Genomic DNA, 26,657 nt, shown 5'->3' on the forward strand with positions numbered 1-26,657 from the left:
TCAGTCGCCCCGGGCCTTCACCAGCGAGGCGTACACCACCACGTTGTCGGCGTACCCGGTCTCGCCGCCGACCCACCGGCCGCCGCAGGTGATCAGCCGCAGGTTCGGCCGGCTGAAGTCACCGAAGATCTCGTCGGCCGGCAACCGGTCCTTGTCGTAGCGCTCCACCTGGTCGACCTCGAAGACGGCCACCCGGCGGTCCTCCCGGGTCACCTCGACCGTGTCCCCCTCCCGCAACTCCTTGAGACCGTGGAAGACCGCCGGCCCGGTGGTGGTGTCGACGTGCCCGACGATCACCGCCGGCCCGTACTGGCCGGGGGTGGGGCCCTGGTCGTACCAGCCTGCCTCCTGGGCGCGGGCGGTCTCGGGAGCGGCGATGCTGCCGTCGCGGGCGACGCCCACCTGGTGCACCGGTGCCCGCAGGTCGAGCTCACCGATCGTGATCTCGGTGGGCGGGCTGGCCGGCAGCACCGGAAACTTCTTCGGCGGAGGGCGCAGCCCCGCGATGAACCGGTCCGGCAGCACGCTCAGGCCGGTGACCTGCTCGACGCCGAGCATCGCGACGATCAGCGCCATCAGGCTGGCGATCACCAGCACCGGCACGCCCGGCCCTCGGCCCCGGTAGCGGCCCGGCCGGGCCGTCCGGCCCAGCCCGGCCGTCCGGCCCGATGGAGCCGGACGGCTTGGCGGCGGTCGTACCGGATTGGCCCGCGGGTCCGGCGTGGCGACGCTGGCGGAGCAGGCCTGGCCGGCGACCCGGCGGAGCCGTCCGGCGGCCCGGCGGGCGAGCCGGCGGGCGAGCCGGGCCGCGACCCGTGCCCGGTCCCGACCCGACCTGCGCTCAGGCGTGGGTGCGCCGGCCATGGCGGTGACGGGTCAGGAGCGGGTGCCGGCGCTACGACGGCCGCCGCCGAAGACCCCGAGGCCGGCCACCACCGCCAGCACGGCCAGGCCGCCCACCAGCAGCAGCGAACCGGGGCCCCGGTCGGCGGTGCCGCCGGCCCCGGTCGCCGGACCCTTGGTCGGCTGGGCCATCTGCAGCACGGTGAGTTTGGTCGACGCGGTGTTGCCGTTGTCGCAGCGCAGGTCGACCGGGTAGTCGCCCGGTTCCTTGCTGCCCGGCACGGTGACCGCGCCGGTGAGGAAGCCGTTGTCCGGCCGGAGCATCACCCGGCCGAAGGCGTCGCTGTGCACGTCGGCCTGCTCGTTGTTGGCGTTGTCGCAGCTGGCCCGGATGCTGACCCGGCTGCCGGCCTGTGCGCTGTTCGGCGTGACCTCGACGAAGACCTCCTCGCCGGCCCGAGCCGGCGACGCCGTCGCCAGGATGAACGCCCCGACCAGGCCGAGCATGCTCAGCACGGCTGTCAGGGCACGATGTGCCACGAGCCCCCGCATGATTCCCCCCTCCCGGTGCGGTGCACCGGAATCCTGCTGACGGGCAGTGGAGGCTGTTTTCCCGCTGGCCCCCGGGCAAACCCGCCCCGGCCCCACCAGCCCGCCCGCCCCGCCCGCCGGCCCGCCCCGCCGGCCCGCTCGGCAAGATCGCGCTGAATCCTGGAAGTAGTGGCTTCCCGAGCCGGGTGAGGGGACTACATCCAGGATCGAGCACGATCTTGCCCGGCGGGGGCGGCGGCGGGCGGCGTCAGCGGCGGGGCGGTGGGGTGAGCGGGGCGACCGGGTGCCAGTCGAGCGGGGTGGAGAGCACCATCGTGCTGGACGGCTGCCCGTACGGGGCGAGTCGGTCGATGACCGCCTCGAAGTCCCCGATCGACCCGGCCGCGACCTTGAGCATGCTGCACGCGTCCCCGGTGATCCGGTGGATCTCCCGGATCTCCGGCCAGTCGGCGACCTCGGGGTCGTGCAGGATGCAGCGCGCGCCGTAGCAGGACATCCGGATCAGCGCGACCACGGCGCGGCCGGCCCGGGTCAGGTCCACGTGGGCGTGGTAACCGGTGATCACCCCGGACTCCTCCAGCCGGCGGACCCGCTCGGCCACCGCCGGTGGGGAGAGGTGCACCCGGCGGGACAGCTCGCTGAACGACAGCCGCGCGTCGGTCTGGAGTTCCCGCAGCAGCGCCCAGTCCATCTCATCCACGCAGGCACTTTACCTTCCTGAGGTCGAGACGGGTAAGGCCCTTCCGCGCAGAAGGTGATCAGCGGTGAGTGCCGTTGAATCGGCATTCCATTCGGCATTCTCACCGCGAGATCATGTCGTCACCCCGGCTCTTGGAGGAGGCGACACGATGGAACAGCCCACCCTGGCCGCGGTGGTGCGCCCGGCGACCCCGCAGCAACGCACCGCGCGGGCGGCCCGCAACGGCGGCGAGCCGACCCTGGAGTTCACCGATCGGGTCCCGTACGACGCGTACGTGCACGCCAGCACCCTGCACTCGCTTCAGCAGCCGCTCAGCTCCGATCCGGGCGAGATGTCCTTCCTGATGGTCAGCCAGATCATGGAGCTGTACTTCGGGCTGACCTGCCACGAGCTGCGCCAGGCCCAGCAGGACCTGCGGGCCGACCGGGTCTGGGAGGCGCTCGCCCCGCTGCGGCGGGCCGCCCTGCACCTGGAGGGGCTCAACGCCGCCTGGCGTGGGCTGCGCTGGATGACCCCGGCCGACTTCAACCGGTTCCGCAACCTGCTCGGCGAGGGCTCCGGATTCCAGTCCGCGATGTACCGCCACCTGGAGTTCCTGCTCGGCCTGCGGGACCCGGCTCTGATCCGCCCGTTCCGCCGCCAGCAGGAGGTCTACGACGGGCTGTGCGCGACCCTCGCCGCGCCGAGCCTCTGGGACGACGTCGTCGCCCTGCTCGCCCGGCAGGGCCACGACCTCCCGGCCGACCTGCTCGACCGGGACGTCACCGTCGAGCACCGGTCGCATCCCCTGGTCGAGGCGGCCTGGCTGGAGATCTACGGCGACGAGGGGCCGGACAACCACCTGCGGCTGCTCGGCGAGGCGCTCACCGAGGTGGCCGAGCAGTTCGGCGACTGGCGGTGGAACCACATCAAGGCCGTCCAGCGCACCATGGGCGCCAAGGTCGGCAGCGGTGGTTCCGCCGGGCTGGCGTGGCTCCAGCGCAGCATGGCCCGGGTGGTCTTCCCGGAGCTGTGGTCGGCTCGGACGGCGATGTGAACGGGGGACGGACCATGCGGACCGACGAGCAGGAGGCGCGCCGCCTCGACCGGGCCGATCCCGGACACCGCCACCTCTTCCACGTGCCGGCCGCTGACGGGGGGCGCTACTCCGAGGCCGCGTACCTGGCCGGCAACTCGCTCGGACTGCAACCCCGGGCCACCCGGGACGAGCTCCTCGCCGACCTGGACGCGTGGCGCCGGCTCGGGGTGGAGGGGCACCTGGAGGCGGCGCGGCCGTGGCTGCCGTACCACGAGCTGCTGACGGCGCCCGCCGCGCGACTGGTCGGCGGGTCGCCGGCGGAGACCGTGGTGATGAACTCCCTCACCGTCAACCTGCACCTGCTGATGGTGAGCTTCTACCGGCCGGCGGGGAAGCGGACCCGGATCGTCATCGAGGACACCGCCTTCCCGTCGGACAGCTACGCGGTACGCAGCCAGGCCCGCTTCCACGGCCTGGACCCCGACGCCACGGTGGTCCGGCTGACCCCGCGCGCCGGTGAGGACACCCTGCGCACCTCCGACGTGTGCGAGTTCCTGGCCGCCGAGGGCGACACCGTCGCGCTGGTCCTGCTCGGCGGGGTCAACTACCTCACCGGCGAGCTGATGGACATCCCGGCGATCACCGCCGCCGGTCGGGCCGCCGGCGCGGTCGTCGGCTGGGACCTGGCGCACGCGGTCGGGAACGTGCCGCTGGCCCTGCACGCCTGGGACGTCGACTTCGCCGCCTGGTGCTCCTACAAGTACCTGAACTCCGGCCCGGGCGCGCTCGCCGGGGTCTTCGTCCACGAGCGACACCTGGGCGACCCCGACCTGCCCCGCTTCGAGGGCTGGTGGAGCACCGAGGCGGCCACCCGGTTCGAGATGACCCCGGTCGCCCGGCCGCCGGCCACCGTCGAGGCGTGGCAGATCTCCAACCCGCCGATCTTCGCGATGGGTCCGGTGCGGACCTCGCTGGAGCTCTTCGACTCGGTCGGCATGGCGGCGCTGCGGGAGCGCAGCATCCGGCTGACCGGGTTCCTGGAGAAGCTGCTCGACGAGGTCACCGGAGGCCGGCCGCTGACCGTGGTCACCCCCCGGGACCCGGCGCGGCGCGGCTGTCAGCTCTCGGTGCGGATCGGCGCGGGCAGCGCGAACGAGCTGGCCAAGCGGCTGCGCCACGAGCACGGCGTGATCGCCGACGCCCGGGAGCCGGACGTGGTCCGGTTCGCCCCGGTGCCGCTCTACTCGACGTACCACGACTGCTGGCGGGTCGCCGACGCGCTGGCCGCGACGGTGGAGGGCATCGCATGACGGAGCGACGGGACGAGATCGCGGTGGTCGGCGCCGGCCTCGCCGGCTGCCTGCTGGCCTGTTTCCTGGCCCGGCGCGGCTACCCGGTGGCGCTCTACGAGCGGCGGCCCGACCCGCGTACCGGGCGGGTCGAGCGGGGACGCTCGATCAACCTGGCGCTCTCCGAGCGCGGCCTCGACGCGCTGCGCCGGATCGGCCTGGACGAGCAGGTGATGGCGGACGCGCTGCCGATGCGCGGCCGGATGATCCACCCGGTGGCGGGGGCGGCGCAGTTCCAGTCGTACAGCGTCTCCGGCGACCGGGCGATCAACTCGATCAGCCGGGGGACGCTCAACAACGCGCTGCTCACCGCCGCGGCGGCGCTGCCCGGGGTTCGGCTGGCCTTCGACCACCGGCTGGTCGGGCTCGACCCGGCCACCGGCGCGATGACCTTCGAGACCCCGCAGGGCAAGGTCGCCGCCACCGCGTCGGTCGTCCTGGGCGCCGACGGCGCCGGCTCCGCCGTGCGCGGGCAGCTCCTCGGGTACGACGTGCTGACCGAGAGCCTGGACTTCCTGGACTACGGCTACAAGGAGCTCACCATCCCGCCGCTCGCCGGCGAGTTCGCCCTCGACCCGGAGGCGCTGCACATCTGGCCGCGCGGCACCTCGATGATGATCGCGTTGCCCAACCCGGACCGCTCGTTCACCTGCACGCTCTTCTGGCCGACCCACGGCACCGCCAGCTTCGCCTCACTGGGCAGCCCGGCCGCGATCGAGCGGCACTTCGCCACCCACTACCCGGACCTGCTGCCGCTCGCCCCGAACCTGGTCGACGACTACCAGCACAACCCGGTCGGCGTGCTCGGCACGGTGCGCTGCACCCCGTGGCAGGTGGGCGGGAAGGTCGGCCTGCTCGGCGACGCGGCGCACGCCGTCGTGCCGTTCTACGGCCAGGGCGCGAACTGCGCCTTCGAGGACGTCGTCGAGCTGGACCGCTGCCTCGACGAGTGCGGTGACGAGTGGTCGGCCGCGCTGCCGTTGTTCCAGCGGCGGCGCCAGGACAACGCCGAGGCGATCGCCCGGATGGCGCTGGCCAACTTCGTGGAGATGCGGGACAAGGTCGCCTCGCCGGTCTTCCGGACCCGCAAGCGGGTCGAACACGCACTGGAACGGGCCCTGCCCGGCCGGTACGTTTCGCAGTACGAGCTGGTCTCCTTCTCCACCGTCCCGTACGCGGAGGTGCGCCGCCGGGTACGGCGGCAGTACGCGGTGGCGGGGGCGGTGGTCGCCGGGGCGGTGGCGCTGCTGGCCACCGGGATCGGTGCGGCGATCGGCCGAGGGAGGCGGGGATGACGCGCTGGGATGCCCGGCTGATGGCCGGGCGGGCCCCCGACGGGCCGGCGCTGCTGCGCAACTTCGTCGGCGGTGAGTTCGTCGACGCCGGCACGCGTTTCACCAAGCGCAGCCCGGTCACCGGCGAGCCGGTCTTCGAGGTGGTCGAGGCATCCAAGTCCACCGTGGACGACGCGGTGGCCGCGGCCCGGTCGGCGCTGCGCGGACCGTGGGGCCGGATGGGGGAGCGGGAACGCGCCGAGGTGCTGCGCCGGGTCGCCGACGAGCTGGAACGCCGCTTCGACGACCTGGTCACCGCCGAGGTCGCCGACACCGGCAAGGCCATCTCGCAGGCCCGCACCCTCGACATCCCGCGCGGCGCGGCGAACTTCCGGGCCTTCGCCGAGATCGCGGCGACCGCACCGACCGAGTCGTTCACCACGGTCACCCCGACCGGCGGCCGGGCGCTCAACTACGCCGTCCGCAAGCCGGTCGGCGTGGTCGCGGTCATCGTGCCGTGGAACCTGCCGCTGCTGCTCCTCACCTGGAAGGTCGCCCCCGCCCTGGCCTGCGGCAACGCGGTGGTGGTCAAGCCCAGCGAGGAGACCCCCGCCTCGGCGACGCTGCTCGCCGAGGTGATGGCCGCCGCCGGTGTGCCCGACGGGGTGTTCAACCTGGTGCACGGCTTCGGGCCGGACTCGGCCGGGGAGTTCCTCACCCGGCACCCGGACGTGGACGCGATCACCTTCACCGGTGAGTCCGCCACCGGCGGCGCCATCATGCGCGCCGCGGCGGACGGGGTGAAGGCGGTCTCCTTCGAGCTGGGCGGCAAGAACGCCGGTCTGGTCTTCGCCGACGCCGACCTGGACGCCGCGGTGGCCGGCTCGGTCCGGTCCAGCTTCACCAACGGCGGCCAGGTCTGCCTCTGCACCGAGCGGATCTACGTGCAGCGGCCGGTCTTCGAGGAGTTCACCGACCGGCTGGCCAGACGCGCCGACGAGCTGGCGTACGGCTGGCCGGCCGACGAGGCCACGGTGAACATGCCGCTGATCTCGCACCAGCACCGGGACAAGGTGCTCGGCCACTACGACCTGGCCCGCGCCGAGGGGGCCGAGGTGCTGGCCGGGGGCGGGATGCCGCGCTTCGGCGACGCCCGCGACGGTGGCGCGTACGTGCAGCCGACCGTGCTCACCGGGCTCGGCCCGCGGGCCCGCACCAACACCGAGGAGATCTTCGGCCCGGTGGTGCACGTCGCGCCCTTCGACACCGAGGACGAGGCGTACGCGCTGGCCAACGGCACCGAGTACGGCCTGGCGGCGACCGTCTGGACCCGGGACGTCGGCCGGGCGCACCGGGCCGGCGCCCGGCTGGACGCCGGCATCGTCTGGGTCAACACGTGGTTCCTGCGCGACCTGCGCACCCCGTTCGGCGGGGTGAAGGCGTCCGGGATCGGCCGGGAGGGTGGCGTGCACTCGCTCGACTTCTACTCCGAACTCACCAACGTCTGTGTGGACCTGACATGAGCGTCGACATCGAAGCCGCGAACCGGGAGCTGGCCGAGGCCCGGTCGAGCGGTAAGCCCTGCCCGCCGCTGCGCGGGCGGCTGCTGCCGGAGGGGGACGTCGAGTCGGCGTACCGGGTGCAGCAGCTCCAGGCGCGGGGCTGGCAGGGCCGGGGCGAGCGCCGGGTGGGCGCGAAGATCGGGCTGACGTCCCGGGCGGTGCAGGAGAGCTTCGGCGTCTTCCAGCCGGACTTCGGCGTGCTGACCGACGCGATGGCGGTCGGCGACGGCGTGGAGGTGCCGATCGACCGGCTGCTCCAGCCCCGGGTGGAGGCGGAGATCGCCTTCGTGCTCGGCGCGGACCTGCCCGACGAGCGGGTCACCACCGTCGACCTGGTCCGCGCGGTCGACCACGTGCTGCCGGCGATCGAGATCGTCGACTCGCGGATCGCCGGCTGGGACATCTCCATCGTGGACACCGTCGCCGACAACGCCTCCAGCGGGTTGTTCGTGCTCGGCACCACGCCCCGCCGGCTCGCCGACGTGGACCTGCGGTTGTGCGGGATGGTGCTGGAGCACGCGGGGGAGCCGGTCTCGGTCGGCGCGGGGGCGGCCTGCCTCGGCAATCCGCTGCACGCGCTCCAGTGGCTGGCCGGCACGCTGGCCCGCGCCGGCGACCCGCTGCGCGCCGGGGACGTGGTGCTCTCCGGGGCACTCGGCCCGATGGTGCCGGTCACTCCGGGCGCCGGGTACGAGGCGCGGATCTCCGGGCTCGGTTCGGTCCGGACCTGTTTCTCCAGGCAGGGGGACCGGTGAGCGCGAGGAGTGAGCCGGGGTTGCGAGCCCCGCAGTCGCGAACGAAAGGCGGCACAGCATGAGCGTCGGCGTGGCGGTGATCGGGTCCGGCAACATCGGCACCGATTTGATGATCAAGGTGTTGCGGCTGAGTGGCAGCCTGCGGATGGTGGCCATGGCCGGCATCGACCCCGCCTCCGACGGGCTGGCCCGGGCCCGGCGGCTCGGCGTGGCCACCACCGCCGAGGGCGTGGCGGGCCTCGTCGCGCTGCCCGAGTTCGCCGACGTGGAGCTGGTCTTCGACGCGACCTCGGCCGGCGCGCACCGGCACAACGACGCGGTGCTGCGCGCGCACGGCCGGACCGTGGTCGACCTGACCCCGGCCGCGATCGGCCCGTACGTGGTGCCCCCGGTCAACCTGGACGAGCACCTGCACGAGAGCAACGTCAACATGGTGACCTGCGGCGGGCAGGCGACCGTCCCGATCGTCGCCGCGGTCGGCCGGGTCACCCCGGTCGCGTACGGGGAGATCGTCGCCTCGATCGCCTCGCGCTCGGCCGGGCCGGGCACCCGGGCCAACATCGACGAGTTCACCGAGACCACCGCCCGGGCGATCGAGGTGGTCGGCGGCGCGCGGCGCGGCAAGGCGATCATCGTGCTCAACCCGGCCGAGCCGCCGCTGCTGATGCGGGACACCGTCTACTGCCTCTGCCCGGACGCCGACGCCGACCGGTCCGCGATCGCCGCCTCGGTGGCCGACATGGTCGCCACGGTCCAGGAGTACGTCCCCGGTTACCGGCTCAAGCAGGACGTCCAGTTCGACCGGGTGGACACCCACGTGCCGGCGCTGGGGCGGCGGTTCGACGGGCTCCAGGTCTCCGTCTTCCTGGAGGTCTCGGGGGCCGGGCACCACCTGCCCGCGTACGCCGGGAACCTGGACATCATGACCTCGGCCGCGCTGCGGACGGCGGAACGGCTCGTGGCCCTGCGCAAGGGGGTGTCGGCGTGACCGACCTGTACATCCAGGACGTGACGCTGCGCGACGGCATGCACGCCGTCGCCCACCGCTACACCGTCGACCAGGTGCGGACCATCGCCGCGGCGCTGGACGCCGCCGGGGTCGCCGCGATCGAGGTGGCGCACGGCGACGGGCTGGCCGGGTCCAGCGTCAACTACGGCCACGGCGCGGCGAGCGACGCCGACTGGATCGCGGCGGCCGCGGAGGTGCTGACGAACGCGCGGCTGACCACCCTGCTGCTGCCGGGCATCGGCACCATCGCCGACCTGAAGGCGGCGAAGGCGCTCGGCGTGACCAGCGTCCGGGTCGCCACGCACTGCACCGAGGCGGACATCTCCGCCCAGCACATCTCCTGGGCCCGGGAGAACGGCATGGACGTCTCCGGGTTCCTGATGATGTCGCACATGTCCGACCCGGCCGGGCTGGCCGCCCAGGCCAGGCTGATGGAGTCGTACGGGGCGCACTGCGTCTACGTCACCGACTCCGGCGGCCGGCTGCTGATGTCCGACGTGGCGCAGCGGGTCGACGCGTACCGGCAGGTGCTGGCGCCGGAGACGCAGATCGGCATCCACGCGCACCACAACCTGTCGCTCGGGGTGGCCAACAGCGTGGTCGCGGTCGAGCACGGCCGGATCCTCGGCGCGGGACCGCTCGGCTCCCCGTCCGGCCGGACCGTCCGCGTCGACGCCTCCCTCGCCGGCATGGGCGCGGGCGCCGGGAACGCGCCGCTGGAGGTCTTCGTCGCGGTCGCCGAGCTGCACGGCTGGAAGCACGGCTGCGACGTCTTCGCGCTGATGGACGCCGCCGACGACGTGGTGCGGCCGTTGCAGGACCGGCCGGTCCAGGTCGACCGGGAGACGCTCTCGCTCGGGTACGCGGGGGTCTACTCCAGCTTCCTGCGGCACGCCGAGCGCGCCTCGTCGCGGTACGGCGTGGACGTCCGCTCGATCCTGGTGGAGCTGGGCCGACGGCGGATGGTCGGCGGTCAGGAGGACATGATCGTGGACGTGGCGCTGGACCTCGCCGGTCGGCGTGAGCAGCAGGAGGGCAGCCGGTGAGCGCGAGGAGTGAGCCGGGTTTGCGAGCCCCGCAGTCGCGAACGAAGGGGGCACAGTGATCGGGCCGGACACCGCGGGGATCGCCGAGCGGCTCGGTGTGGCCGCCGACACCGCCACCGCGATCCCGCAGCTCGCCGCCGAGACCGGCCTGGACGTCGACGCCGCGTACGCGGTGCAGACCGCGCTGGTGCAGCGCCGGCTGGACCGGGGTGAGCGGCTGGTCGGGCTCAAGATGGGGCTGACCAGCCGGGCGAAGATGGTCCAGGTCGGGGTGGACGAGGTGATCTGGGGCCGGCTCACCGACGTGATGCGGGTCCCCGACGGCGGCACGGTCGACGTCGCCGACTTCATCCACCCCCGGGTCGAGCCGGAGGTGGCCTTCCTGCTGGACCGGCTCCCCGAGCCGGGTGAGCCGGTGGGTTCCTTCACCGACGCGGTCCGGGCCGTCGCCCCGGCGATCGAGCTGATCGACTCCCGGTACGCGAACTTCACCTTCTCCCTGCCGGACGTGGTCGCCGACAACACCTCGGCGGCGGCGTTCGTGGTGGGGCCGTGGTCGCCGGTGCCGGACGGGCTGGACAACCTGGGCGTGCTGCTGGAGATCGACGGCCGGGTGGCGCAGGTCGGTTCGACGGCCGCGATCCTCGGTGATCCGCGCCGGGCCCTGGACGAGGGGATCCGGCTGGCCGGGCGGCACGGGGTACGGCTCCGCGAGGGCTGGGTCTTCCTCGCGGGCGCCGCCACCGCCGCCGTGCCGCTGCGGCCCGGCGCGCACGTGCGGGCCGTGGTGGAGAAGCTCGGGACCGCCTCGCTGCGGGCCGCGTCGTGACCGCCCGGGTGGTGGCCGGCAAGGCCGTTCCCCGCGGGGCGTTCCCGCACGTCAAGGTCGCGGGCGGATTCGTCTTCGTCTCGGGTACGTCGTCGCGCCGGCCGGACAACACCTTCGCCGGCGTGACGGTGGACGAGTTCGGCACGACCGACCTGGACATCCGGGCGCAGACGCGCGCGGTCATCGAGAACATCGGTGACCTGCTGCGCTCGGTCGGCGCCGACCTCGCCGACCTGGTGCAGGTGACCTCCTACCTGGTCAACATGAACGACTTCGGTGGGTACAACGAGGTGTGGGCGGAGTTCTTCGACGCCACCGGGCCGACCCGGACGACGGTGGCGGTGCACCAGTTGCCGCATCCGCACCTGCTGATCGAGATGCAGGCCGTGGCGCTACTACCGTCGGGAGGCAGTCATGAGTGAGATCGCCGAGCCCTTCAGCTTCTCCGGCTGGATCGGGGAGAACCAGCACCTGCTCAAGCCGCCGGTGGGCAACAAGGAGATGCTGCCCGGCAGCGACGACTTCATCGTCATGGTGGTGGGCGGGCCCAACCAGCGCACCGACTTCCACGTCGACCCGTACGAGGAGTTCTTCTACCAGGTCAAGGGCAACATGCACATCAACCTGATGCTCCCCGAGGGACCGCACACGGTGCACGTGCGCGAAGGTCAGATGTGGATGCTGCCGCGCGACACCCCGCACTCGCCCCAGCGGCCGGAGGCCGGCTCGATCGGCATGGTCATCGAGCGGGTCCGCGAGGAGGGCACCCTGGAGCGGTTCCAGTGGTACTGCCCCGACTGCCACCACAAGGTGCACGAGGTCGAACTCCAGGTCCGCGACATCGCCGCCGACCTGCCCCCGGTCTTCGCCGCGTTCTACGCCGACGAGAAGGCCCGGACCTGCGGCAACTGCGGCGCCCTGCACCCGGGCAAGGGCTGATGCGCGCTCCGGTGGTCGACGTGCACACGCACGTCGTACCGAAGGGGTGGCCGGACCTCGCCGCGGCCTGCGGCGGGTCCGGCTGGCCGCGGCTGCGGGTCGACTCCGAACGCGCGGCGATGATCATGGTGGGGGAGACGGAGTTCCGGCCGGTCGGGGCCGAGTGCTGGGACGCGCCGACCCGGCTGGGCGACATGGACGCCGACGGCGTCGACGTGCAGGTGGTCTCGCCGACCCCGGTCTTCTTCAGCTACGACCGCCCCGCCGACCAGGCGGTGAAGGTCGCCCGGATCTTCAACGACCTCACCCTGGAGGTCACCGCCGCCGGTGGTGACCGGCTGGTGCCCTTCTGCCAGGTGCCTTTGCAGGACCCGGACGCTGCCTGCGCCGAGCTGGACCGCTGCCTGGCGGCCGGCCACGTCGGGGTGGAGATCGGCAACCACGTCGGCGACCGTGACCTCGACGACGCGGGCATCGTGCAGTTCCTGACCCACTGCGCCGAGGTCGGCGCGCCGGTCTTCGTGCACCCGTGGGACATGCCCGACGGGCCCCGACTTGACCGGTGGATGGCTCGCTGGCTGGCCGGGATGCCCGCCGAGACGCACCTGTCGGTGCTGGCGATGATCCTCGGCGGCGTCTTCGACCGGGTGCCCGAGACGCTGCGGATCTGCTTCGCGCACGGCGGTGGCAGCTTCCCGTTCTGGCTGGGCCGCGCCGACAACGCCTGGCACCGCCGGGGCGACCTGGTACGCGGCGCCTCCACGATGCCGCCGAGCCGTTACGTCGACCGGTTCAGCGTCGACTCGGTGGTCTTCGCGCCGGCCGCGCTGCGGCTGCTGGTGGAGACGGTCGGCGAGGACCGGGTCATGCTCGGCAGCGACTACCCGTACCCGCTGGGGGAGCGGCCGGTCGGCCAGGTCGTGCACCGGTCCGACTTCCTCACCGCCGCGCAACGCGACAAGCTGCTCTCCGGCAACGCCCTGCGCTTCCTCGGCATCGACCGGCAGGTCGCCCTCCGTGAGCTGCTCTCGATCGACCGCGACTGGGCGGGTCTGCTCGACCAGGACAGGGCATCGTCCTGACCGACCGTGCGGTCGGATCTCCGGGTGCCTGGGTGGACGCGCCGCGCTTCGGCGGAGGGCGGCGCGTCCACCGCTGGCAGCAGGGGTCAGGAGTGGGGGCAGGTGTCCCGGTACTCCTGGATCGCCGTGCCGCGTGGCGCCGGGCAGAGGAACTGTTCGTAGCGGGTGTCGTCGTCCACGAACCGCTTCAGCCAGGAGATGCTGTACTTGGCGACGGTCACGTTCGATGACGTGGGCGCCGAGTGGCTGGCCGCGTTGAGCTCGAGGTACGCCTTGTCCAGGGTGGACGGCAGGCTGGTGTAGAAGGGCTCCGAGTGCGAGGTGACCGGGGCGATCGAGTCGTTCTCCGCGCCGATGACCAGTGTCGGGACGCGCACCCCGGACCAGTTCTTGACGGTGTGCCAGCCGGTCAGCGGGATCGCGGCCTGCAGCGCCGGCCGGGTGTTCGCCGCGGACAGGCTGCCGCCGCCGCCCATCGAGTGGCCCATCACGGCGAGCCGGTTCCGGTCGATCCGGGTCCGCACCGTACTGGCGGTGGTGAGGTGGTCCAGGGCGGCGAGCAGCTGGGTGCCGCGGCTGGCCGGCTGGTCGTAGCGGGAGAGGGTGTCGATGGTGACGACGACGAAGCCCTGCGAGGCCAGCCGGGGGCCGAGCCAGGCAACGCTGGACTGGGTCGCGGTGTAGCCGGGGGAGATCGCCACCGCGCCGAAGGTGCCCTCGGCGGTGCTGGTGGGGTAGTAGACGGTGCCGCCGCGGAAGCCGCTGACGCTGGAGGCGGCGATGGTGGTCTGGGCGATGGCGAACGGGCCGCGGCTTGCCTCGATGCTCGCCACGGTGGGGTCGGGGCCGCGCTGGTAGGGGCTCGCGGCGGCCTGGGCGGGCGGCGCGGCGGTCAGGCCGGCGCCGACCAGGATCAGGGTCAGCAGGGCGCGGACGGTGGCGGTGGTCCAGCGGGGGGCCGGTCCGGGACGGGGACCGTGCCGGGGGACGGTGGGGGCTGCGGTTGGCATGTGGTCGCTCCCTGTGGGGTGCGGAGCCGGCGGTTCCGGTGCCGGTGGTGGTGGGCGTCCGGGAACCGATCGATGTATGTTCATCGATACGTCATAGTCCGTCGCGGCGTCCGCCGCAGCCAATCCCGGGTGGCCCCTGTCATCGCGATATGTGGCAACCGGCGTCCTCGCCGCCCGGCGGTCGGTCGTGTCGTCGCCGCCACCGGCGTCCGACCGGGCAGGATGAGGGAATGGCCGAGCCGCACGACCTGACCGCGCTGGAGCAGGCGGCCGCGATCGCCCGCGGCGAGCTGACCAGCGCCGAACTGGTCGCGCACCACCTGACGCGGGTCGACGCGCTCGGCGACACGGTCGGCGCGTTCGTCACCGTCACGCCCGAGCGGGCGCTCGACGCCGCGCGGGCCGCCGACGCGGTGCCGGCCGAGCGGCGCGGCCCGCTGCACGGCGTACCGACCGCGATCAAGGACCTGACGCTCACCGCCGGCGTGCGCACCACCTTCGGCTCGGCGGCCTTCGTCGACTTCGTCCCGCCGGTCGACGCCGACGTGGTCCGGCTGATGACCGCCGCCGGGCTGGTCAGCCTCGGCAAGACCACCACCTCCGAGCTGGGCTGCTCGCTCTACTCGGAGGGCCTGGTCGCGCCGCCGGCCCGCAACCCCTGGGACCTGGCGTACACCGCCGGCGGGTCCAGCGGCGGCGCGGCGGCCGCGGTCGCCACCGGGCTGGTGCCGGTCGCCCAGGGCAGCGACGGCGGCGGGTCGCTGCGCATCCCCGCCGCCCTCTGCGGACTGGTCGGCTACAAGCCCAGCCGGGGGCTGGTCTCCGGCGGTCCACTCGGCTTCGGCGCGTTCGGGCTGCCCACCAACGGCCCGATCGGGCGCACCGTCGCCGACGTCGCCGCCCTGCTCGACGCGATGGCGGTGCCGGTGCCCGGCGAGCCGTACCTGCCGCCGCCCCGACCCGCCGGCGGCTACCTCGGCGTGGCCCGCCGGGCCGACCCGGGACGGCTGCGCGTCGGGCGGTTCACCGCCCCCATGCTCGCCGACGAGCCGGTCCACCCGGAGTGCGTCGCCGCCGTGGACCGGGCCGCCGCGCTGCTCACCACGGCCGGCCACGAGGTGGTCGAGATCGACCCGCCGCTCGGGCCCGCGACGTGGCCGCTCTTCGAGACCGTCTGGTACGCCCTGGCGCTCGCCCCGGTGCCCCCCGCGCGGGAGGCCCAACTGCTGCCGCTGACCCGGTTCCTGCGCGAGCGGGGCGCCGCGCTCGGCGCCGGCGCGCTGCTGACCACGCTCGGCGAGCTCCAGGCGCAGGTACGGCTCGGGGCCCGTCGCACCGCCGGCTACGACCTGCTGCTCTGCCCCACCCTCAGCGCGCCGCAGGCGCCGGTGGGCTGGTTCACCGCCGACGGGGACCCGGCAGCGGATTTCGACCGCCAACGCCGGTTCTCGCCGTACTGCGCCATCTTCAACGTCACGGGCGATCCGTCCGTGTCGGTGCCTGTCGGCCGTACTGCGGCGGGCCTCCCGGTCGGGGTGCTGCTGTCCGGTCGCTACGGCGACGACGCCCGGTTGGTCGCCGCCGCGGCGCAACTGGAACACTGCAGTGACGGGTGGGATCGGCACCCCGCAATCTGGCGGGGGGTCGACTCCGCTAACGTGAATGGCAGTGGGCTCGGGCGGTCCGCGGCATGATCGCCCACCCGAAACCGGATGCTCTGGTCTCTCTTTCCGCCTGGGGGCGTTGGGATTGTCTGTCACTGACACTTTGCTGATCTTCGTCGGCATCCCGGCGGCCGTGGTGCTGGTGATCGTCGGACTGATCTTCGCCGGCAACCGCCACGGTGGTGGCGCCAAGCGCTACCGGCCGGGCCGACCCTTCGACTTCACTCCGGTCTGGTTCCTGGGCCACCCGGAGCAGCTGGCCGACTCGGCCGGCACCGCCCTGGCCGCGGGCGCGCAGGCGCCCGCGCTGACCAGCCGCAAGCAGGAGCAGGCCGGCGTCGAGGCACCGGCCGGTGGAACCGGAGGCGCAAGTGACCGTTGGTGAGCTGCAGCCCGGGTCGGGCACGGGCACCCCGCCCGACGTGCTGGACGGGCCCTTCTCGACCCGCCAACTGCTGCGTATCGACGAGGCGCTGCGCCTGGCCGACCAGGGCAGCGGCCTGGTCTTCTCGGTCTACGTGGGCGGCCTGGACGAGCCGATCCGCGAGCACGCCGAGCGGCTGCACCGCCAGCTCGCCGAGCCCGACCGGTCGGTGCTGATCGCCGTGTCGCCCAACCAGCGCCAGCTGGAGATCGTCACCGGCCGGTACGCGCGCAAGCGGATCCCCGACACGTACGTCAAGCTCGCCGCGCTGAGCATGGTCGCGTCCTTCGGCGGCGGTGACCTGGCCGGCGGCATCATCCAGGGCCTCGACCAGCTCGCCAGCCACGCCGGCAGGGGCTGAGTCCCGGCAGGTACGACGAAGCCCGGCCCGCGTGACGCGGGCCGGGCTCTCTCGTTTCTCAGCGGGGCCAGTTTCTCAGCGGGGCCAGGCGGAGGGATCGAGTCGCATCGGCCAGGGCTCGTCGATCCGCACCGGGTCGTCCGGCCCGACCGTGCCGAGCAGGTTGTAGTGGACGCCCTTGACCAGCGTGTAGCGGTAGACGACTGGACCGAAGTCGCCGCGTTCGACCCGCCAGTAGGAGGGGATGCCCGCCTCCGCGTAGAGCGCGGGCTTGGTCAACCGATCGTGGCGGCGACTGTTGGGCGACTCCACCTCGATGACCAGGGCGAGGTCCGTCCATTCCGCCCACATCCTGTCCCGAGGGGCACCCGGCTTGAGCACGGTGATGTCGGGATGAGGTTGCCCGCCGGCACCCGCACACCGATCTCGCGAATCACCCGCCAGCCGTCCGGCGCCGTCTGCCGCAACGTCATCCGGATGTCGTCCGCCAGCTCATGATGTTCCGGCCCGGCAGGTGGGGTCCCGTGCAGACTCCCGTCGACGATCTCGTAGCGGTTCCCGTCCTCGGGCAGGTCGAACAGGTCCTGTTCCCGCCAGTCAGGCTCGGGTGGCCGCCACTGATGCGTCGGCTGTGCCATCACGTCCACCTCCTCGCCACACGATAACGGCCGGGGCCGGCGCGGGCTCCCACCCACGCCGGCCCCGGCCGCGTACTCCCGGTCAGGCGCTCTGGGCGTCCTTCGCGCGGGCCCGCAGCGCCCGGACGACGCCGTCGCGGCCCTCGGCGACCAGGCGGCGCAGCGGCGCCGGCTGGTCCGCGGCGGCGGCCAGCCAGGCGTCGGTCGCCGCCACCGTCTCCTCCTCGACCAGGTAGGCCGGGTACGCCAGCTGCACGAACTCCTGCGCCGGCTCGCTGTCGCGCTGGCTCCAGACCTGGGCCACCGTGGCGAAGTACCGCTCCCGGTACGGCGCGGTGAGTTCCACCTGGGTCGGGTGGGTGAAGCCCTGCAGCAGCGCCCGGTTGCGCCAGTTCGGCAGCGCCTCCGGGCCGGTCAGCTCGGCCCAGACGGCGCCCTTGTTCTGAGCGGTCGGCACCAGCGCGTGCGCGTACGCCGCCTCCCGCTCGCCGCTGGCCGTCCGGTCGCCGGCCAGCTCGGCCTCGATCTCGGCCGGGCCGGCCGCGCCCTTGGCCACCAGCGACTGGAGGATCGCCCAGCGCAGCTCGGTGTCGATGGTCAGCCCCGCCGGCACCCCGGTGCCGGCGAGCCAGCCGCGCAGCGTCGCCAGGTCCTCGTCGGAGCGGGCCGCCGAGGTGTACGCGCGGGCCCAGGCGAGCTGGAAGCCGCTGCCCGGCTCGGCGGCGTTCAGCGCCGTCCTCGCGGTGCGGGCCAACCCCGCCCAGCCGGTCGGTGCCCAGGCCGGGTCGACGTAGAGGCTGAGAGCGGTGGTCGCCTGCCGCAGCGTGGCGGGGATCAGGTTGATGTCGGTCTCGGCGGGCAGCCCGGACATCACCAGCGCCACGTAGTCGCGGGCGGCGAGTTCGGCGTCCCGGACCATGTCCCAGGCGGCCGTCCAGCACAGCGCACGGGCCAGCGACGACTCGAAACCGGCGATGTGCTGCACCACCGTGGACATCGACCGCTCGTCGAGCCGCAGCTTGGCGTACGTGAGGTCCTCGTCGTTGAGCAGCAGCACGTCGGCGGCCCGCTTGCCGTGCAGCACCGACAGCTCGGTCTGCTCGCCGGCCACGTCGACCTCGACCCGCTCGCGGCGGACCAGCCGACCGTCGGTGAGGTCGTACAGGCCCACCCCGATGCGGTGGGTGCGCAGCGTCGGGTGGGCGGCCGTCGCCTCCTGGCGGACCAGCACCCGCTCGTACCCGCCGTCGGCGCCGATGGTGACCTCGGGGCGCAGCGTGTTGACCTGCGCGGTCTCCAGCCACTGCGCGGCGAACTTGCGCAGCTCCCGGCCGGAGGCCGTCTCCAGCTCGGAGAGCAGGTCGTCGAAGGTGGCGTTGCCCCAGGCGTACTTGCCGAAGTAGGCGCGCAGCCCGGCCAGGAACGGCTCCTCACCGACGTAGGCGACGAGCTGCTTGAGCACGCTGGCGCCCTTGGCGTACGTGATGCCGTCGAAGTTGACCTCGACGGCCTCCAGGTCCGGCATCTCGGTGTAGACCGGGTGGGTGGAGGAGAGCTGGTCCTGCCGGTAGCCCCAGTTCTTGCGGATCGACAGGAAGGTCGTCCACGCCTCGGTGAACCGGGTGGCGTGGGTGTTGCACCAGTGGCTGGCCCACTCGGCGAACGACTCGTTGAGCCACAGGTCGTTCCACCAGCGCATGGTGACCAGGTCGCCGAACCACATGTGCGCCAGCTCGTGCAGGATCGTGTTGGCCCGCTGCTCGTACTCGAAGTCGGTGACCTGGGAGCGGAACAGGTAGTGCGACTCGGCGTGCGTTACGCAGCCGAAGTTCTCCATCGCGCCGGCGTTGAAGTCCGGCACCCAGAGCTGGTCGTACTTGGGCAGCGGGTAGCGCACCCCGAACTGCTCGTGGAAGAAGTCGAAGCCCTGCCGGGTGATGAGGAACAGGTCGTCGGAGTCCAGGTGCGGGGCCATCGAGGCCCGGCAGAAGACGCCCAGGTCGATGCCGTCGTGGCTCTCCCGCACCTCGTGGTACGGCCCGGCGCAGAGCGCGGTGATGTAGGTGCTCATCCGCGGCGACTCCACGAAGTGGACCGCCTTGAGGCCCTCGCCGGCCGGCTCCTCGCGCCCGATCGGCATGTTGGACACCACCCGCCAGTGCTCCGGGACGGTGGCGTGCCAGGTGTAGACGCTCTTCAGGTCGGGCTGGTCGAAGGCGGCGAAGACCCGCTGCGCGTCCGCCGTCTCGAACTGGCTGTAGAGGTAGGTCTCGCCGTCGACCGGGTCCACCGTGCGGTGCAGGCCCTGCCCGCTGTTCGAGTAGCCGAAGTCCGCGTCGACGACCAGGACGTTCTCGGCGGCCAGGCCGGGCAGGGTCAGCCCCTTCTCCGCCGACCAGCCGCCCAGGTCGACCTCGGCGCCGTTCAGCGTCGCCGAGCGCACCGACTCGGCGGCGACCTCGATGAAGGTGCTCGCGCCCGGCTCGGTGCACCGGAACCGGACCTCGGTCACCGACCGGAACGTGCGGCCCGTGGGCTGCACGGCGGTCGACAGGTCCAGGTTGATGTCGTACCCGGTGACCTCCAGCAGGCGGGCCCGCTCGGTCGCCTCGACCTGCGTCAGGTTGCGCACTCCCGGCACTGTTCGTCTCCATCCCAATTCTCGCCGCCTCGCGGCGCGCCGACCCCCTCGGCCGCTCGTGACGGCCGGCCCGAGCCGAGTCTTCCATGCACCGACGCCCCGCGGTGGCCGAGCTCACGCTCTCATTCCGCTACCGGTCGATGCCCCTCGGGGTGAGGATCGGAGACAGCAGCGTCGGGTTGCCGGCGCGCCCGTCGTGAAGGGATCTCACCGTGACCGAGCGTGTCGCCGTTGACATGTGGTTCGACCCGATCTGCCCGTGGGCGTGGATCACCTCCCGCTGGCTGCTGGAGGTCGAGAAGGTGCGGCAGGTGGACATCCGCTTCCACGTGATGAGCCTGTCGGTGCTCAATGAGGGCCGGGACCTGCCCGAGCAGTACCAGGAGCTGATGCGGACGGGGTGGGGCCCGGTGCGGATCTGCATCGCCGCGGAGCAGCGGTACGGCTCGGAGGCCGTCGCCAAGCTCTACACCGCCCTGGGCACCCGGATCCACCTCGGTCAGGAGAAGCTCGGCCCGGAGTTGTTCGCGGCGGCGCTGACTGAGGCCGGCCTGGACCCGCAGCTCGCCGAGGCCGCCGAGTCCACCGGGTACGACCAGGCGCTGCGGGCCAGCCACGAGGCCGGGATGCGCCCCGTCGGCACCGACGTCGGCACCCCGGTCATCCACGCCCCCGGCCCGGACGGCGGCATGGTCGCCTTCTTCGGCCCGGTGATCACCCCGGCGCCGAAGGGCGAGGCCGCCGGCCGGCTCTGGGACGGCGTCCTGCTGGTCGCCGGCACCCCCGGCTTCTACGAGCTCAAGCGCTCCCGCGAACTCGGCCCGATCTTCGACTGACCGGAAGGAGGGGCCCCGGCGCGACGCCAGCGGCGGGCCGGGGCCCCTCCGACAGTCCGCGTCACCCTCCCGTACGTGGGGTCGTTTCTCCAGGTGTCCAGCGCAGCGGCCCGCGCGCCCGCACCCGGTGCACCCGGAGGCTCCCCGATGGCCAAACACCGCCGTCCGTCCGCCGACGACACCTCCATCGGCGAGGAGGTGGCCGAGATCCCCGCCTACTGGTCGGTCGACGACGGCCACTGGCCCCTCGTCAGCCCGACCCTGCCCGACGACATGGTCGACCTGCTGGCCCCGCCGATCGTGGTGGGCGTCGCCCGGGTCCCCGTCACCTCCCGGGCCACCCCGCCCGGGAAACGCCCGGCCCGGCCCGCCGGTCTCGGTGACCGGCCGGGCGTGACCGTCCCCGGGCCGGCCGGCCGGCACCGCTCCGGCACCGTCGTGGTCGACTGGAACTGAGTGGTTCATCTGGTGGACCGGCCGTGGGGCGGCCGACCTCCGGGCCCCGGACGCCGGTAGCGTCACCGGCATGACGGTCGTGCATCCGATCGCCCGGGCCTGGATCACCACTGGCGGCACCGGCGCGCAGAACTACGACGAGTTCGCCGACGACGCGGAGATCACCGCGATCATCGAGGCGAACCCGCACAGTGCCCTCGGCATCGAGATGCCCCACCGGGCGCCGGAGAGCCTCGGGAAGTCCTTCCTCGACGCGCTGCCCGACGCGGTGGCCCGCCTCGCCGAGGCCAAGGCCGACGGCAGCTACACCCCGGCGGAGCAGGTGGTGGTGCTGTACCGGATCAGCGCCCCGCAGGAGGAGCCGGCGTACGGCCTCTTCGCCATGGTCGACACCGACCAGATCTCCACCAGCGCCGACGAACCGGGCCTGGTCATCCGCAACGAGGACGTCTTCATCGCCAAGGTGCGGGAGCGGGTCGCGCTCGCCGAGGCGCTCGGGCACCTGCTCTCGCCCGTACTTCTGCTCCAGACCGGGCGCGGCGACGAACTGCACGCCGCGCTCACGGCGGCGACCGAGTCGGCCGGGGCGCCCGCCGCGACCGACACCGACCAGGCCGGCCGGACGCACGCCATCTGGCTGCTCGGCCCCGGCCCGCGGCAGGACGAGCTGACCGCCCTCGCCGGCGGCGGCGAGCTGGTGGTCGCCGACGGCAACCACCGCAGCCTCGCCGCGCAGACCGGTGGCCTGCCCCGCTTCCTCTCGGTCGTCACCACGCCGGCGTCGGTGGCGATCCAGCCCTACAACCGGCTGGTCAGCGAGCTGACCACCACCGGAGACGAGCTGCTCGACCGGCTCCGCGCCGTCGGCGCGGAGATCACCCCGGTCGACGGCCCGGTCGAGGTCCCGGCGACCGGCGGCACCGTCGTGCTCCGGCTCGCCGGCCAGGGGTACGCGGTGCGCCTGCCGCACGCCGACGGCGCCGGGCGGCTGGAGAACCTCGACCACGCCCTGGTCGAGCGGCTGCTGCTGCGCGACGCGCTCGGCCTCGACCCGGGCGACAAGCGGATCACCTACGTCGGCGGCGACTACCCGGCGAGCTGGCTCACCGGCGAGGTCGACGCCGGCCGCGCCGAACTGGCCATCCTCATCGCCCCGGTGACCGTGGACGACTTCGTCGCGGTGAACCTGGCCCGGGAGAAGATGCCCCGCAAGAGCACCTGGTTCACCCCGAAGGCGCGCGGTGGCCTGGTCGTCGCCGAGCTGCCCCGGCCGACGCTGTGACGAATCCGCCCCGGTACGCCGCCCGCGCGGCGTACCGGGGCGGAGCCTGACAGACTGCGCGGTATGCGCGTCTACCTGGGATCCGACCACGCCGGTTTCGAGTTGAAGGTGCACCTGGCCAACCACCTGGCCACGCAGGGATATGAGCTGGTCGACGTCGGCCCGCACACCTTCGACCCGGACGACGACTACCCGGCCTTCTGCCTGCACACCGGTGACCGGGTGGTCAACGACCCGGGCAGCCTCGGAGTGGTCATCGGCGGCTCGGGCAACGGCGAGCAGATCGCCGCGAACAAGGTCGCCGGCGTCCGCGCGGCGCTGGCCTGGAGCATCGAGACCGCCCAGCTGGGCCGGGAGCACAACGACGCCAACATCGTGGCCGTCGGCGCCCGCCAGCACACCCTGGACGAGGCGACCGCCATCGTCGAGGCGTTCCTCACCACGCCGTTCTCCGGCAACCCGCGGCACGGCCGCCGGATCGCCCAGATGGCCGAGTACGAGCGCACCCGCCAGCTGCCCGATCTGCCCTGACCTGCCCGTGACCCGGGCCGGCCGCGCGGTCGGCCCGGATCAGCGGCCCGAGCGGGGCAGGTCCTCCCGGGGCACCCAGTTGCGCCGGACGATCACCAGCCGGGCCTCGGCCTCGGCCAGGTCCTCGTCGCCGGGGCGGGCGGCGTCCCGCGCCCGCAGCGCGGCGGTCACCCCCACCTGCGAGGAGCCGGAGCCGACCAGGCCGCGCAGGCCGCGCTCGCCCTCATCGCCCCCGGGGCCCCGCCGGACCCGGGGCGGGGGCGACCCGTCGTGCACCTCGGCGGTGGCCGCCGCCGGACCGTCGCCCCCCGCCGCACCGTCGGCGTGGTGCCGCAGCCGCCGTCGCCGTCGTTCCGCCTCCGCCATCAGCCGACCGTACCGTCCGGGCCGCCGCCCGGCAGCACCTCGCCGGGGACGGTCAGAAGATCTCCATCGGGGCCGGGGCGCGGTGCCAGCCGAAGGCCGGTCCGGCGGCGGCGAGCGCACCGGGCCGCAGCTCGTGGACCCGACCGGCGGCGGCCAGCGCGCCCAGCCCCGCGCCGCCCAGGTAGAGCTCGCCCAGGCACCGTACGTCGCAGGCCAGCCCCGCCGGGTCGTCGGTGCGTACGCAGGTCGCGCCGTCCGGGCCGCCGGTGAGCCGCCAACGGCCGGTGTTCTCCGGCAGCAGCGGGTCGGTCACCTCGACCACCACGTCGACGGCGGTGGCGTACCGGCGGGCGGCCAGCGCGGCCGGCACGTCGACCAGCCGTACCCAGAGGGCGTCGACCAGTTGGGCACCGAGCGCGCGCGGCTCGTCGACCAGGTGCAGCAGTGGATCGTCCACGGCCAGCCGGGTGACGGAGAGCTGCCGGGTCAGGTCGACCGAGAAGAGCGTGCGCCACAGCGCCAGGTACGCCGCCGGGCTCGCCGCGACGACCTCGTGCACCCGGACCTCCCCCCGGGGGCCAAAGCGGTCCCACTCGTCGCGGGTACGCCAGAGCGCGTACCCGTCCACGCCGTCGGGGCTCTCGTGCAGCACCGCCCGCAGCGGCATCGCCCCACCCCGCCAGGCGGCCGGGTCGGCCAGCACGTACCGCCACCAGCGCTCGTCCCGGGTCGACCAGCCGGGGCGGTCGGGGCGCACCCGCTCGTACACCCGGGCCAGCTCGGGTCGCGCCGCGGCCGGATCGGCCAGGCGAAGCGTGCCCGATGCGGCGGTGGGCTCGGGCAGCCGCAGCTCGGTGGTGGCCCGGCACTCCACGGTGAGTCGCTGCGCGGCCAGGCCGTAGCCGAACCGAGGATAGATCCGCCCCTCGCTGGCCCAGAGCACCGCGACCGGCTCGCGGCCGGCGTCCTGGAGCTCCCGCAGCTGCCGGCGCATCAGCGCGGTCAGCAGCCCGCGCCGGCGGTGGGTGACGGCCACCGAGACCATCGTCACGTGCGCGGCCGGCACCGTGGCACCGGGCACGGTCAGCTTGCGGGTGAAGGCGGCGGCGTGGGCCACCGCGGCGCCGCCGTCGCGCACCAGCAGCCCCCGGTCGGGCTCGAAGATGCCCCGCTCCACCTCCCGGGCCTCCGCGTCGAAAGGGTTGTGGAACGCGTCGGCCATCAACTGGGCGATGTCGTCGAAGTCGTCGGCCGACGCGACCCGGATCTCCGGCACGGGGTGGGTCATCGAACCTGTCTAGTCCATCACCGCGCGGGACGGCGACCCATTTGCCGGCTGGCTACCCTCGAAGGCAGCGGGTCGGCCTTTAGGCCGGCACCGGTCAGGGGGAGGACACAGAGATGGCAGACCAGACGCAGCCGTGGGCGGAACGGACCGTGGAGGTGCCGCCGCAGCCCGGCGTCGGGGTGCCGCCGCAGCGGGACGGCTTCCAACGGGGTGTCGCCTCGGTGGGCCAGCGCCGGGTCCCGCGTACCGAGCCGTTCCCGGTGGTGGACGCGGACGGGCACGAGCACGGGCACGACTGGTCCGATCAGGCCCCGCCGCGCCGGCCGATGAGCTGGCACCTGGCGCAGTTGCGACGTGGCGGCGAGTGGAGCGCGGCGGGCGCGCTCTTCGCGTTCGTCTGCTGGGGGATCTGGGCGATCTCCGGCCGGGGCGACCTGGGGGCGCCGCTGCTCACCTTCGTGCTGAGCCTGCTGGTCGCGGTCGGCCTCTTCGCGTTGTCCCGGCTGCTCGGCCGGGTGATCTGGGAGCGCCAGCTGGGCCGGGTCCGGCGCGGCGCGCGCGGCGCCCACCTGGTGACCGCGGTCTTCCTCGTCGGGGTCGGCGTCGCCTACCTGCAGCAGACCGAGTGGGTCGTGGACGTCTGGAACTTCCTCAGCGGCAGGTGACCGACGCACGGCGGGCGGGTCGGCACATGGCCGCCCGCCCGCGTGTCCGTCGCGGGTCGCCGCGACGCAGGTCGTCTCCCCACCAGGACGGCGGTGCTTACCCGGCCCACCGCGGTTCATCCGCGGTGGGCCGGGGCGACCCCGGGTCAGTGGGTGCCGCCGTGCCCCTCCGCGTCCGCCTTGGGTGAGGCCACCCGGGCGGCCGGGTCCTCGACGCCGGGCTCACCGCCGTCGGGGGCCACCATGCCGTCGTAGTTGTAGACCGTCTCGTCACCGTGCTGCTTCGTGGTGCGCACGTAGCGGTGGATCATGCCGTCGAGTTCGACCTCGTGCAGGGCGCTCTGCGCCTCCCGCGTGCTCCCGTCGAGGGGGCCACCGAGCAGGTATGCGTTCGTCTTCGTGTCCATGTCGGCTGCGGTACCCCGGCCGGGCCGCGCGAAAACGACCCGCCCGGCCATGGCGGGCGAAGCGGCCCGGGGCACCCGTCCCTGGTGAAGCGGTACGGCCCGAAGCCCCTTCTCCCGGCCGGTGGTCAGCCGCCCGCCCCTGGTCCGGGGTGGCCGAGGAACCCGGTTGCCGCTGGGAGGCGGTTCGCCGAGGATGACGCCGATGAGCGCGACCAGGATGCATGCCGACGAGATCTCGACCGACCCCGACCTGCTGCGTCGCCTCCTGGCCGGGCAGTTCCCGCGCTGGGCCGACCTGCCGGTCCGGCAGGTCGCCTCCTACGGGACCGATCACGACATCTACCGGCTGGGCGAGCGGTTGGTGGCCCGGCTGCCACGGATCGGTTGGGCCACCGCGCAGGCGGCGAAGGAGGCGGAGTGGCTGCCGAAGCTCGCGCCGCACCTGCCGCTCGCGCTGCCGGTGCCGGTGGCGATGGGGCGACCCGCGGAGGGTTACCCCTTCGACTGGTCGGTGTGCGAGTGGCTGCCGGGTGAGAACGCCAACGGCGCGATCGACGACCTGAACCGGGCCGCCGTCGACCTCGCCGCGTTCGTGGCCGCGCTGCGCCGGATCGACACCTCCGACGCCTTCCCGCGCCCTCCCCGTCACCGTGGCGGCCCCCTCGCCGAGTTCGACGATTCGGTCCGACGGTCGATCGGGCAGCTCGGCGACCGGATCGACGGCGCGGCCGCCCTCCGCTCCTGGCGCGAGTCGCTCGACGCCCCGGCGTGGGACGGCCCGGAGGTGTGGGTGCACGGCGACCTGCTGCCGGGCAACCTGCTGGTCGTCGACGGTCGCCTGTCGGCGGTCATCGACTTCGGCTGCCTCAACGTCGGTGATCCGGCCTGTGACCTGCAACCGGCGTGGAACGTGTTCGCCGGCGACAGCCGCGAGCGGTTCCGCGCCGAACTCGACGTCGACGACGCCTCGTGGCTGCGTGGCCGCGGCTGGGCGCTCCTCCAGGCCGTGTTGGCCCTGCCCTACTACTGGAACACCAACCCCGGCATGATCCGTCAGGCATCCCACGCCCTGGCGCAGGTCCTCGGCGACTACTGACCCTCGTCCGCAGCCGGATCAGCTGTCGCGGCGG

At 73.5% G+C, this 26,657-nt stretch carries 29 protein-coding genes; 20 read left to right on the top strand and 9 right to left on the bottom strand.

The features are described from left to right. From V6U79_RS13070 to V6U79_RS13080, 3 genes are all read right to left on the bottom strand, one after another. Positions 1-864 carry a class F sortase gene (locus V6U79_RS13070; protein WP_334614802.1) on the bottom strand — a complete coding sequence of 288 codons (864 nt, stop codon included), beginning with the start codon at positions 862-864 and terminating at the stop codon, positions 1-3. 12 nt (positions 865-876) lie between these two features. Then, a complete protein-coding gene (locus tag V6U79_RS13075; RefSeq protein ID WP_334525813.1) occupies positions 877-1,350 on the bottom strand; it encodes a hypothetical protein in 474 nt (157 codons plus the stop codon). Between the two features lie 292 nt (positions 1,351-1,642). Beyond that, a complete protein-coding gene (locus tag V6U79_RS13080) occupies positions 1,643-2,095 on the bottom strand; it encodes an Lrp/AsnC family transcriptional regulator (RefSeq protein ID WP_334614803.1) in 453 nt (150 codons plus the stop codon). A gap of 148 nt (positions 2,096-2,243) precedes the next feature. Between V6U79_RS13080 and V6U79_RS13085 the strand changes: the two genes are divergently transcribed. From V6U79_RS13085 to V6U79_RS13135, 11 genes are read left to right on the top strand one after another with little or no spacing between them, the layout of a single operon-like run. Next, entirely contained in the window at positions 2,244-3,131 is an 888-nt protein-coding gene (locus V6U79_RS13085; protein ID WP_334614804.1) for a tryptophan 2,3-dioxygenase, read from the top strand. 14 nt (positions 3,132-3,145) lie between these two features. Continuing rightward, positions 3,146-4,423 carry a kynureninase gene (gene kynU / locus V6U79_RS13090; RefSeq protein WP_334525595.1) on the top strand — a complete coding sequence of 426 codons (1,278 nt, stop codon included), beginning with the start codon at positions 3,146-3,148 and terminating at the stop codon, positions 4,421-4,423. After that, positions 4,420-5,757: an FAD-dependent oxidoreductase gene (locus V6U79_RS13095; RefSeq protein ID WP_334614805.1), complete on the top strand. Its 1,338-nt coding sequence runs from the start codon at positions 4,420-4,422 to the stop codon at positions 5,755-5,757. The genes kynU and V6U79_RS13095 overlap by 4 nt, the downstream gene beginning before the upstream one ends. A 20-nt stretch (positions 5,758-5,777) precedes the next feature. Next, a complete protein-coding gene (locus tag V6U79_RS13100) occupies positions 5,778-7,259 on the top strand; it encodes a 2-hydroxymuconic semialdehyde dehydrogenase (RefSeq protein WP_334614824.1) in 1,482 nt (493 codons plus the stop codon). Next, on the top strand, positions 7,256-8,053 hold the full coding sequence (locus V6U79_RS13105; protein WP_334614806.1) for a 2-keto-4-pentenoate hydratase: 798 nt from the start codon (positions 7,256-7,258) through the stop codon (positions 8,051-8,053). The genes V6U79_RS13100 and V6U79_RS13105 overlap by 4 nt, the downstream gene beginning before the upstream one ends. Before the next feature lie 58 nt (positions 8,054-8,111). Continuing rightward, positions 8,112-9,041: an acetaldehyde dehydrogenase (acetylating) gene (locus V6U79_RS13110; protein WP_334614807.1), complete on the top strand. Its 930-nt coding sequence runs from the start codon at positions 8,112-8,114 to the stop codon at positions 9,039-9,041. Further along, on the top strand, positions 9,038-10,108 hold the full coding sequence (gene dmpG, locus V6U79_RS13115; RefSeq protein WP_334525585.1) for a 4-hydroxy-2-oxovalerate aldolase: 1,071 nt from the start codon (positions 9,038-9,040) through the stop codon (positions 10,106-10,108). Before V6U79_RS13110 ends, dmpG begins: the two co-directional genes overlap by 4 nt. Positions 10,109-10,163: 55 nt before the next feature. Beyond that, positions 10,164-10,937 (top strand): 2-keto-4-pentenoate hydratase, encoded by a 774-nt coding sequence (locus V6U79_RS13120; protein WP_334614808.1) that lies wholly within the window; start codon positions 10,164-10,166, stop codon positions 10,935-10,937. Beyond that, complete coding sequence (locus tag V6U79_RS13125) at positions 10,934-11,359, top strand: RidA family protein (protein ID WP_334525580.1); 426 nt, start codon at positions 10,934-10,936, stop codon at positions 11,357-11,359. Before V6U79_RS13120 ends, V6U79_RS13125 begins: the two co-directional genes overlap by 4 nt. After that, positions 11,352-11,876, top strand: a complete 525-nt coding sequence (locus V6U79_RS13130) for a 3-hydroxyanthranilate 3,4-dioxygenase (protein ID WP_334525578.1) — start codon at positions 11,352-11,354, stop codon at positions 11,874-11,876. The genes V6U79_RS13125 and V6U79_RS13130 overlap by 8 nt, the downstream gene beginning before the upstream one ends. Continuing rightward, positions 11,876-12,958: an amidohydrolase family protein gene (locus V6U79_RS13135; RefSeq protein WP_334525576.1), complete on the top strand. Its 1,083-nt coding sequence runs from the start codon at positions 11,876-11,878 to the stop codon at positions 12,956-12,958. Before V6U79_RS13130 ends, V6U79_RS13135 begins: the two co-directional genes overlap by 1 nt. Before the next feature lie 86 nt (positions 12,959-13,044). On the opposite strand, the gene bdeA is transcribed toward V6U79_RS13135, so the two are convergent. Further along, positions 13,045-13,968, bottom strand: a complete 924-nt coding sequence (bdeA, locus tag V6U79_RS13140; protein ID WP_334525574.1) for a bis(hydroxyethyl) terephthalate hydrolase — start codon at positions 13,966-13,968, stop codon at positions 13,045-13,047. A gap of 230 nt (positions 13,969-14,198) precedes the next feature. On the opposite strand from bdeA, the gene V6U79_RS13145 reads away from it, so the two are divergent. The 3 genes from V6U79_RS13145 (at position 14,199) to V6U79_RS13155 (ending at position 16,417) form a co-directional block, all read left to right on the top strand. Further along, a complete protein-coding gene (locus tag V6U79_RS13145; RefSeq protein ID WP_334614809.1) occupies positions 14,199-15,662 on the top strand; it encodes an amidase in 1,464 nt (487 codons plus the stop codon). Positions 15,663-15,735: 73 nt separating this feature from the next. Continuing rightward, the gene (ctaJ, locus tag V6U79_RS13150) at positions 15,736-16,017 is read left to right on the top strand and encodes an aa3-type cytochrome oxidase subunit CtaJ (RefSeq protein WP_334525569.1); all 282 of its coding nucleotides are present in this window, start codon (positions 15,736-15,738) and stop codon (positions 16,015-16,017) included. Then, the gene (locus V6U79_RS13155; RefSeq protein ID WP_334614810.1) at positions 16,004-16,417 is read left to right on the top strand and encodes a DUF5130 family protein; all 414 of its coding nucleotides are present in this window, start codon (positions 16,004-16,006) and stop codon (positions 16,415-16,417) included. The genes ctaJ and V6U79_RS13155 overlap by 14 nt, the downstream gene beginning before the upstream one ends. Positions 16,418-16,492: 75 nt before the next feature. On the opposite strand, the gene V6U79_RS13160 is transcribed toward V6U79_RS13155, so the two are convergent. Next, positions 16,493-16,768, bottom strand: coding sequence for a Uma2 family endonuclease (locus tag V6U79_RS13160; RefSeq protein ID WP_334614811.1), 276 nt, complete (start codon positions 16,766-16,768; stop codon positions 16,493-16,495). Positions 16,769-17,137: 369 nt separating this feature from the next. Continuing rightward, positions 17,138-19,687, bottom strand: coding sequence for an aminopeptidase N (pepN, locus tag V6U79_RS13165; protein ID WP_334614812.1), 2,550 nt, complete (start codon positions 19,685-19,687; stop codon positions 17,138-17,140). Between the two features lie 221 nt (positions 19,688-19,908). On the opposite strand from pepN, the gene V6U79_RS13170 reads away from it, so the two are divergent. The 4 genes from V6U79_RS13170 to V6U79_RS13185 all read left to right on the top strand — a co-directional run bounded on the left by V6U79_RS13170 (position 19,909) and on the right by V6U79_RS13185 (position 22,801). After that, on the top strand, positions 19,909-20,532 hold the full coding sequence (locus tag V6U79_RS13170; RefSeq protein ID WP_334525558.1) for a mycothiol-dependent nitroreductase Rv2466c family protein: 624 nt from the start codon (positions 19,909-19,911) through the stop codon (positions 20,530-20,532). A gap of 147 nt (positions 20,533-20,679) precedes the next feature. After that, positions 20,680-20,988, top strand: a complete 309-nt coding sequence (locus tag V6U79_RS13175) for a hypothetical protein (RefSeq protein WP_334525555.1) — start codon at positions 20,680-20,682, stop codon at positions 20,986-20,988. A 70-nt stretch (positions 20,989-21,058) separates the two neighbouring features. Next, complete coding sequence (locus V6U79_RS13180; RefSeq protein WP_334525553.1) at positions 21,059-22,270, top strand: DUF1015 family protein; 1,212 nt, start codon at positions 21,059-21,061, stop codon at positions 22,268-22,270. A 63-nt stretch (positions 22,271-22,333) separates the two neighbouring features. After that, on the top strand, positions 22,334-22,801 hold the full coding sequence (locus tag V6U79_RS13185; protein WP_334525551.1) for a ribose-5-phosphate isomerase: 468 nt from the start codon (positions 22,334-22,336) through the stop codon (positions 22,799-22,801). 39 nt (positions 22,802-22,840) lie between these two features. Here V6U79_RS13185 and V6U79_RS13190 read toward each other — a convergent pair whose 3' ends face one another. Continuing rightward, on the bottom strand, positions 22,841-23,167 hold the full coding sequence (locus V6U79_RS13190; protein ID WP_334614813.1) for a hypothetical protein: 327 nt from the start codon (positions 23,165-23,167) through the stop codon (positions 22,841-22,843). A 52-nt stretch (positions 23,168-23,219) separates the two neighbouring features. Then, positions 23,220-24,455, bottom strand: a complete 1,236-nt coding sequence (locus V6U79_RS13195) for a GNAT family N-acetyltransferase (RefSeq protein WP_334614814.1) — start codon at positions 24,453-24,455, stop codon at positions 23,220-23,222. A gap of 113 nt (positions 24,456-24,568) precedes the next feature. On the opposite strand from V6U79_RS13195, the gene V6U79_RS13200 reads away from it, so the two are divergent. Then, on the top strand, positions 24,569-25,120 hold the full coding sequence (locus V6U79_RS13200) for a hypothetical protein (protein WP_334525541.1): 552 nt from the start codon (positions 24,569-24,571) through the stop codon (positions 25,118-25,120). A 146-nt stretch (positions 25,121-25,266) separates the two neighbouring features. Here the strand turns inward: V6U79_RS13200 and V6U79_RS13205 are convergent, their stop codons facing one another. Beyond that, positions 25,267-25,527 carry a hypothetical protein gene (locus V6U79_RS13205; RefSeq protein ID WP_334525538.1) on the bottom strand — a complete coding sequence of 87 codons (261 nt, stop codon included), beginning with the start codon at positions 25,525-25,527 and terminating at the stop codon, positions 25,267-25,269. 202 nt (positions 25,528-25,729) lie between these two features. Between V6U79_RS13205 and V6U79_RS13210 the strand changes: the two genes are divergently transcribed. Beyond that, positions 25,730-26,623 carry an aminoglycoside phosphotransferase family protein gene (locus V6U79_RS13210; RefSeq protein ID WP_334614815.1) on the top strand — a complete coding sequence of 298 codons (894 nt, stop codon included), beginning with the start codon at positions 25,730-25,732 and terminating at the stop codon, positions 26,621-26,623. Positions 26,624-26,657: the final 34 nt, after the last annotated feature.

It is taken from the genome of Micromonospora psammae, from assembly GCF_036902725.1.
GTDB lineage: Bacteria > Actinomycetota > Actinomycetes > Mycobacteriales > Micromonosporaceae > Micromonospora.